This is a genomic window from uncultured Shimia sp., assembly GCF_913054185.1.
Taxonomy (GTDB): domain Bacteria; phylum Pseudomonadota; class Alphaproteobacteria; order Rhodobacterales; family Rhodobacteraceae; genus Shimia.
In genome coordinates, this window is the sequence record NZ_CAJXIV010000042.1 from 24,427 (window position 1) to 30,753 (window position 6,327).

Annotated in this window: 6 protein-coding genes; 1 reads left to right on the plus strand and 5 read right to left on the minus strand. The window is 55.5% G+C overall.

Annotation, left to right across the window (positions count from 1 at the left end):
- Positions 1–78 precede the first annotated feature (78 nt).
- From QZ517_RS10525 to QZ517_RS10535, 3 genes are all read right to left on the minus strand, one after another.
- A complete protein-coding gene (locus tag QZ517_RS10525) occupies positions 79–585 on the minus strand; it encodes a hypothetical protein (RefSeq protein ID WP_294226333.1) in 507 nt (168 codons plus the stop codon).
- Complete coding sequence (locus QZ517_RS10530) at positions 582–806, minus strand: hypothetical protein (RefSeq protein ID WP_294226336.1); 225 nt, start codon at positions 804–806, stop codon at positions 582–584. The genes QZ517_RS10525 and QZ517_RS10530 overlap by 4 nt, the downstream gene beginning before the upstream one ends.
- 189 nt (positions 807–995) lie before the next feature.
- The gene (locus tag QZ517_RS10535; RefSeq protein ID WP_294226339.1) at positions 996–1,775 is read right to left on the minus strand and encodes an SGNH/GDSL hydrolase family protein; all 780 of its coding nucleotides are present in this window, start codon (positions 1,773–1,775) and stop codon (positions 996–998) included.
- Between the two features lie 372 nt (positions 1,776–2,147).
- Here QZ517_RS10535 and pnp point away from each other — a divergent pair, with 372 nt between their 5' ends.
- The gene (gene pnp, locus QZ517_RS10540) at positions 2,148–4,280 is read left to right on the plus strand and encodes a polyribonucleotide nucleotidyltransferase (RefSeq protein ID WP_294226342.1); all 2,133 of its coding nucleotides are present in this window, start codon (positions 2,148–2,150) and stop codon (positions 4,278–4,280) included.
- A gap of 83 nt (positions 4,281–4,363) precedes the next feature.
- On the opposite strand, the gene QZ517_RS10545 is transcribed toward pnp, so the two are convergent.
- Both QZ517_RS10545 and QZ517_RS10550 read right to left on the minus strand, forming a co-directional pair.
- Positions 4,364–4,852, minus strand: coding sequence for a hypothetical protein (locus QZ517_RS10545; protein WP_294226346.1), 489 nt, complete (start codon positions 4,850–4,852; stop codon positions 4,364–4,366).
- Positions 4,853–4,973: 121 nt separating this feature from the next.
- The gene (locus QZ517_RS10550; RefSeq protein ID WP_294226349.1) at positions 4,974–6,173 is read right to left on the minus strand and encodes a serine hydrolase domain-containing protein; all 1,200 of its coding nucleotides are present in this window, start codon (positions 6,171–6,173) and stop codon (positions 4,974–4,976) included.
- Positions 6,174–6,327: the final 154 nt, after the last annotated feature.

Genomic DNA, 6,327 nt, shown 5'->3' on the forward strand with positions numbered 1-6,327 from the left:
CTAGCGAAACAGCCGATTGTGAAGCGACCCGAATCCTGCGCCTAGAAAGCGCCATCTACCCAAAGCGCAAGAAACGGGTCAGGCCACAACCGACAGCTTTGACCGCGCCACTTTGCGCGCATGGCGCCCCAGGCCCGCTGGAAAGCGGTTGGCAAAAGTAAGCCCCGTGCGGATCAACACCGGGTCCATGCGCCCACGTGTGACAAACGCAACAGCCGACCTTGCCGCTGCCGAGTTGTCCCGCCGCATATGATGCACCATCGACAACATCTGCACCTCATCGTCCGTGATGTCCTTGCGCGCGTCCGTGTCCAGCGGGTCTTTCACCTCTAGGCCTCCGGCGCGACAGGCAAAAACACTCAGCACAATCTTGTGCAAGCCATGCGCTGCCGGCAATCCAATTGCCTCACCATAGCGCTCCACGGCAATGTCAAAGGCGCGGCTCCAACTTTTGGGGTCAGCACTCCGCGCGCTCACGCAAAGGTGGCGCAAAATCGGCAACAGCCCAATCTCAAAGTCGTCACACCCGACAGTCTCCAACACCTCGTGGCACCGATGTTTGATGGGTTTGGTCTGAGTGCTCATGCTTCTTTTCTCCGGCTGGAGGCCTGGCTGCGCACATCAAGTCGCAAAACATTGTTCGGCAAAGGCCCGGTCATGTCGTCAGGATTTGGCATCGGCGAAGCCGCTTTTGCCGGGAACCGCAAACTTGCCTCAAGGGCCGCACGCACTTCCGGCTTTAGGCCACATCCTGCCTTCCGCGCCATCCCGTCTATTGCCAGTAAATCTTCAAAAATCTTCACCATGCCAAAGGCTCCTTCACGCGATCCAATCACGTGTCATGTCTGAAAAACCCGGGCTGATCTGGAGGATGTCTGGCTAGGCGATCCTTATCTGACAAATTTTGTCGGAATATGCAACCACACTGTTTGAGGCGCCAAAACGACAAAACCCCACCGCAGTGCGATGGGGCTAAGATTTTGATTTCTGCAATCTTATCGTGCTGCGTCGTGTGCCGCGATCACCGACGCCACCCGCTTGCCAATTTCGCGACTGCCTTTGATCGACGGGTGAATCATATCAAACGTGTGAAAGCTGCGATCCCCGTTTGGCACGAGATCCGCCAACGATACATAATGCACACCCGGATCAATCGCCGCCAGCTTGTTGATGCGCTGCTCTAACTCATTGCCGGTATCGCGACAGCCTTCCACCGGCGACCATGCGCCCGGGCTGCGAAGATATCCCACCCACGCCACCTGCGCCCCTGCGTGGCGGTACTTCTGCACCATCATCGGGATCACACCACGCTTGCCGTCTTCAGAAATCATCTTGTTCAGTTTGCCCGCGCATTTGCCACAGCCGCAGCCCAGCCACAGGTCGTTGCCGCCACCATTAAGCACCACCCAGTCCCAGTCTCCTTTGCGATACTGGTTTTCGATCCGCATGCCCATCGCGCCGGACAAGGGCAGCTTATAGGTAATCTTCGCGCCACTGATTGCTGTGTTGTAGACCGGTTCACCAAGAACCCCCTCAATGGTGTGCGGGATCGACTGCCCCGTGAATGTGTGCCAGGCCATCATACTGTCACCCATCGCCAAAATGCGGGGACCCTGCGGTTCCGACTCTGCAACAGCGTTCTTGGTCACAACCGCCTCAGGTGCCGCGTCTGCAGCTCCTACCGGGTTTTCAAGACTGGTGGTCTCAGCACATCCGGCGACAAAAAACATTGCCGCCATGCCGATGGTTAGGATCAGGGTAAACGGGGCTCTCATGGCACTTATCTCACAACCGGCGCACAACTTGCGCATTACGTTATCCTCGCAGCAAGCCCCCTAGCCGCGATTCTGTCAGTCACACTATCGCCCAGATTTTCCTAAAATGCCACTTTTGTGCCGTAAACAATGTGTTGCCTATGTGATGACGCTGAAATCACTGAGCCCCTGCGCCTTCCCCACTCGGGGTGCCACTGACCGAGAATTTGGTTTCCAAACCCCTTGTTTTCCGATATGGGCCGACCATCTGAGACGTTGTGCCTGACCTCGGCACATCAAAGAAAGATAGAAGAGGTCGGCGGCAATGGGGCCGCTATTTTCAAACGGGAGACCTGGGATACGCCCGGTTGATCTCCCAGCTAGGATACGATGATGTTCGATGTAACAACAAAATCCATGCAGTGGGGCGAAGAAACGCTCACACTGGAAACGGGCAAAGTAGCCCGTCAGGCCGACGGTTGTGTGATCGCCACTCTGGGCGAAACCTCCGTAATGGCCGCGGTGACCTTTGCAAAGGCACCAAAGCCCGGTCAGGACTTTTTCCCTCTGACCGTGCACTACCAAGAGAAATACTACGCCGCCGGTAAAGTACCGGGTGGCTTCTTTAAGCGCGAAGCGCGCCCAACCGAAAAAGAAACACTGACTGCGCGTCTGATCGACCGTCCGATCCGCCCGCTGTTTGTCCCAGGCTTCAAAAACGAAGTTCTGGTGATGTGCACCGTGCTGTCCCACGATCTGGTCAACGACCCAGACATGGTTGCCATGATCGCGGCCTCCGCGGCTCTGACTATCTCTGGCGCACCGTTCATGGGCCCAGTGGCTGCTGCACGTGTTGGCTTTGAAGGTGGCGACTACATCCTGAACCCAACCGTAGACGACATGCAGGACCTGCGTCAGAACCCTGATCAGCGTCTCGACCTGGTTGTTTCCGGCACCAAAGACGCCGTGATGATGGTGGAATCCGAAGCATACGAACTGTCCGAAGCAGAGATGCTTGGTGCGGTGAAGTTTGCACACGACGCCATTCAGCCTGTGATCGACCTGATTGTTGATCTGGCCGAAGACGCCGCAAAAGAGCCGTTTGACTTCCAGGCGCCTGATTACGCCGACCTCTACGAAGCTGTGAAAGCGGCTGGCGAAGAACAGATGCGCGCTGCATTTGCGATCACCGACAAGCAAGAGCGCACCGCCGCTGTTGCCGCTGCACGTGACGCGATCAAAGCCGCACTGACAGAAGAGCAGCTTGAAGACGCGAACCTCGGTTCTGCTCTGAAGAAGCTCGAAGGCGGCATCCTGCGCGGTGACGTTGTCAAAACCGGCACCCGCATCGACGGTCGTAAAACCGACGAAATCCGCGACATCGTGTGCCAAACTGGCCTGCTGCCACGGACCCACGGCTCCGCTCTGTTCACCCGCGGTGAAACACAGGGTCTGGTTGTGACCACTCTGGGCACCGGCGATGATGAGCAATTCATCGACGCGCTGCACGGCAACTTCAAATCCAACTTCCTGCTGCACTACAACTTCCCACCCTACTCGGTTGGTGAAGCTGGTCGCGTGGGCCCTCCCGGCCGTCGCGAAATTGGTCACGGTAAGTTGGCATGGCGCGCCCTTCAGGCCGTTCTGCCAGCGGCAACCGACTTCCCATACACCGTGCGCATCGTTTCCGAGATCACTGAATCCAACGGCTCGTCCTCCATGGCGTCCGTTTGTGGTGGCTCCCTGTCCATGATGGACGCAGGTGTGCCTCTGAAATCCGCCGTTGCAGGTGTGGCCATGGGCCTGATCCTCGAAGACGACGGCTCTTACGCGATCCTGTCTGACATCCTGGGTGACGAAGACCACCTCGGCGATATGGACTTCAAAGTGGCAGGTACCGAAAACGGCATCACCTCGCTGCAGATGGACATCAAGGTTGCGGGCATCACACCGGAAATCATGGAAAAAGCGCTTGCACAAGCCAAAGACGGCCGCATGCACATCCTTGGTGAGATGAACAAATCGATCACAGGTGCTGCGGAATTCTCCGTACACGCCCCACGCATCGAGACCATGAACATCCCAACCGACAAGATTCGTGAAGTGATCGGCTCCGGTGGTAAGGTCATCCGTGAAATCGTTGAAGTGTCCGGCGCCAAAGTCGACATCAACGACGAAGGCGTGATCAAGATTGCCTCGCCAAACGGCGAAGCCATCAAGAAGGCTTACGACATGATCCACTCGATCGTGGCAGAGCCGGAAGAAGGCGCAGTCTACACCGGTAAAGTTGTGAAAATCGTCGACTTCGGCGCGTTTGTGAACTTCTTCGGTAAACGCGACGGTCTGGTGCACGTGTCTCAAATCGAGAACCGCCGCCTGAACCACCCGTCTGACGTTCTGAAAGAAGGTCAGGAAGTGAAAGTCAAACTGCTTGGCTTTGACGACCGCGGCAAGGTGCGCCTGTCCATGAAGATTGTGGATCAGGAAACCGGCGAAGAGATCGTTGCTGAGAAAAAAGAAGACTAAGCTCTGCTTGGTCTGACAAACAGAAAGCCCCGGTGGAAACACCGGGGCTTTTTTTTTACGGGACGGCCAAATTAGGCCGAACTTTAATCGTCGAAAGACAGGTCCAAATTGACGAACCCATAGATATCACTGTCTTTGTTTTTGGCCGCTCCGGCAGCTGCAACGCCAACCCCACAAATCGGGCACAAGAGCGCAACCCCAATGGCGGACCCAGCACGCGCTTTGGCCGATAGGTTTTGCGGCGAAACGGTAATGGCTTTTGTCTCTTCTTCGTAGGTGCAGCTCAGCGTGATTTTCTGTGCATCGCGGCTGTATGCCGGCAGGTTCACTTTGGCAGGGGATTGGAAAGACGGGCTTTGAAAATTTGGCGATGTGATTTGGCAAATCGCCGGCACACTCTTTTTACCAACTGCCGCCCGCACCGGTACAGGATTATACCCAGCCAAATAGCTACTACCGGCTTCGTTTTTATAGCTGACGGAAACCGCCTTGTCAGAAGGGCCTTCCACAGTGGTGCATGCCGCAACGCTCAGGGAGAGAGTAACGCCTAAAAGCAGTTTTGAGATAGTCATAATTGTTCCTAAGGTTGAATACTCAGCACCTTTGGTAGTGACCTCAGAAAATTCATCAACCAGAACTATCAAACATGCCTAAAACACTGTTGCCAAAACACCTCAACTGATGGGCTGGAATTTATTGCGCCTCCTGTCGTGCCACCAGGCCTTTCAAGATTTCATTCAACGTATACCCCTGACCACCCGCGTTCGCCTGCGTGTAAGTGAGCGCCACTGTGATGTCATGTTCGGGGCAATGCGCAACCAACAGACCCCAGAACCCGCCATGACCAAAACACGTTTCAGGTGTGAAATGCATGCGATACAGACCGGCCCCGTAGTGCCGCTCCGTTGGCACCCGCATGCGCATTTTTGTTTGCGGCTCACCGAACATCGATCCCGTTACAATGGCGCGCATGCCATGTGCAACATCCCTTTGGGTTGCAACCAACCCGCCACCACCAAACAAATCTATCGACGCGTCAACATCGCTTGCATCAAACCCACCAACAAACTGGCGGGCCCTGGGATGTGCACCCGCTGGTGCTTCAAACACTTCCCACCATGTTTCTGTCAGACCCAAAGCCTCAAATCCAATGGCCGCGCGCACCGCAGAGGCCAAATCTTGGCCGGTGGCGTTTTCAATGGCATCCCCCAGCAAGATGTAGCCCGTATCAGAATACGCATACTCTGTGCCCGGTTCAAAAAGGGGGTCTTCGTGTTTGAGCACAAACTCCAGTTGGGAGCGCACCGTCCACTCCGGGCCATGTCCCCAAAGATCATATCCAACAATTTGCGCCTGATACAGTAGATGAGACGCGTAATCGGGAATGCCTGACCGATGGCTTATCAGGTGAAACAACGTGATCTTGTCAACATCATAGCCATCCGCCTCAATCAGCGCGACAAGCTCTGGCGACACGCTGTCACGCACCGATGTCTGCAATGACAGAGCCCCCTGTTCCTCAAGCGCAAACGCTGCCGCCGCAACATAACTTTTTGTGACGCTGGCGACCCTGACGTCGTGCTGAAGGGTCATCGGTTCTTTGGCTTCAGGGTCAGCAAAGCCCGTTACAAAACCAGCATCCAAATCTAGCCCTGGCGCAATGACATATAGGGCCGCAGCATTGCGTCCCGGATTGGCTGTCAATTCCGCGTCCAAGCCACTTTGCAATGCCGTCGCTAAGTCCGTGGAAAAATCCCATTTGACCGCTTGGGTGTCCTCTGAGGCCAGATACCGCGCAAACGCCAAATACCCAACCACGCACACCACCAACACAAGTGTACCCACACAAATGGCCACCTTTTTGGCAAGCGACCACCGCCCCAAAATTGACATATCAAATATCCTCAAAAAACTTTTGTGACGAAGGCGTAGGCCATCAAATGCGCAATATCAACTGGCGCCGACAGCTCAGCCATGAGCTTAGCTTAAGAAAAGAAAAATGGTGACCCCGATTGGATTCGAACCAATAACCTGCCCCTTAGGAGGG

Excerpts from the sequence above, each read along its gene's own strand:
- QZ517_RS10530 (WP_294226336.1), bottom strand. The coding sequence starts at position 806 with ATGGTGAAGATTTTTGAAGATTTACTGGCAATAGACGGGATGGCGCGG.
- pnp (WP_294226342.1), top strand. The coding sequence starts at position 2,148 with ATGTTCGATGTAACAACAAAATCCATGCAGTGGGGCGAAGAAACGCTC.
- QZ517_RS10545 (WP_294226346.1), bottom strand. The coding sequence starts at position 4,852 with ATGACTATCTCAAAACTGCTTTTAGGCGTTACTCTCTCCCTGAGCGTT.
- QZ517_RS10550 (WP_294226349.1), bottom strand. The coding sequence starts at position 6,173 with ATGTCAATTTTGGGGCGGTGGTCGCTTGCCAAAAAGGTGGCCATTTGT.
- QZ517_RS10535 (WP_294226339.1), bottom strand. The coding sequence starts at position 1,775 with ATGAGAGCCCCGTTTACCCTGATCCTAACCATCGGCATGGCGGCAATG.
- QZ517_RS10525 (WP_294226333.1), bottom strand. The coding sequence starts at position 585 with ATGAGCACTCAGACCAAACCCATCAAACATCGGTGCCACGAGGTGTTG.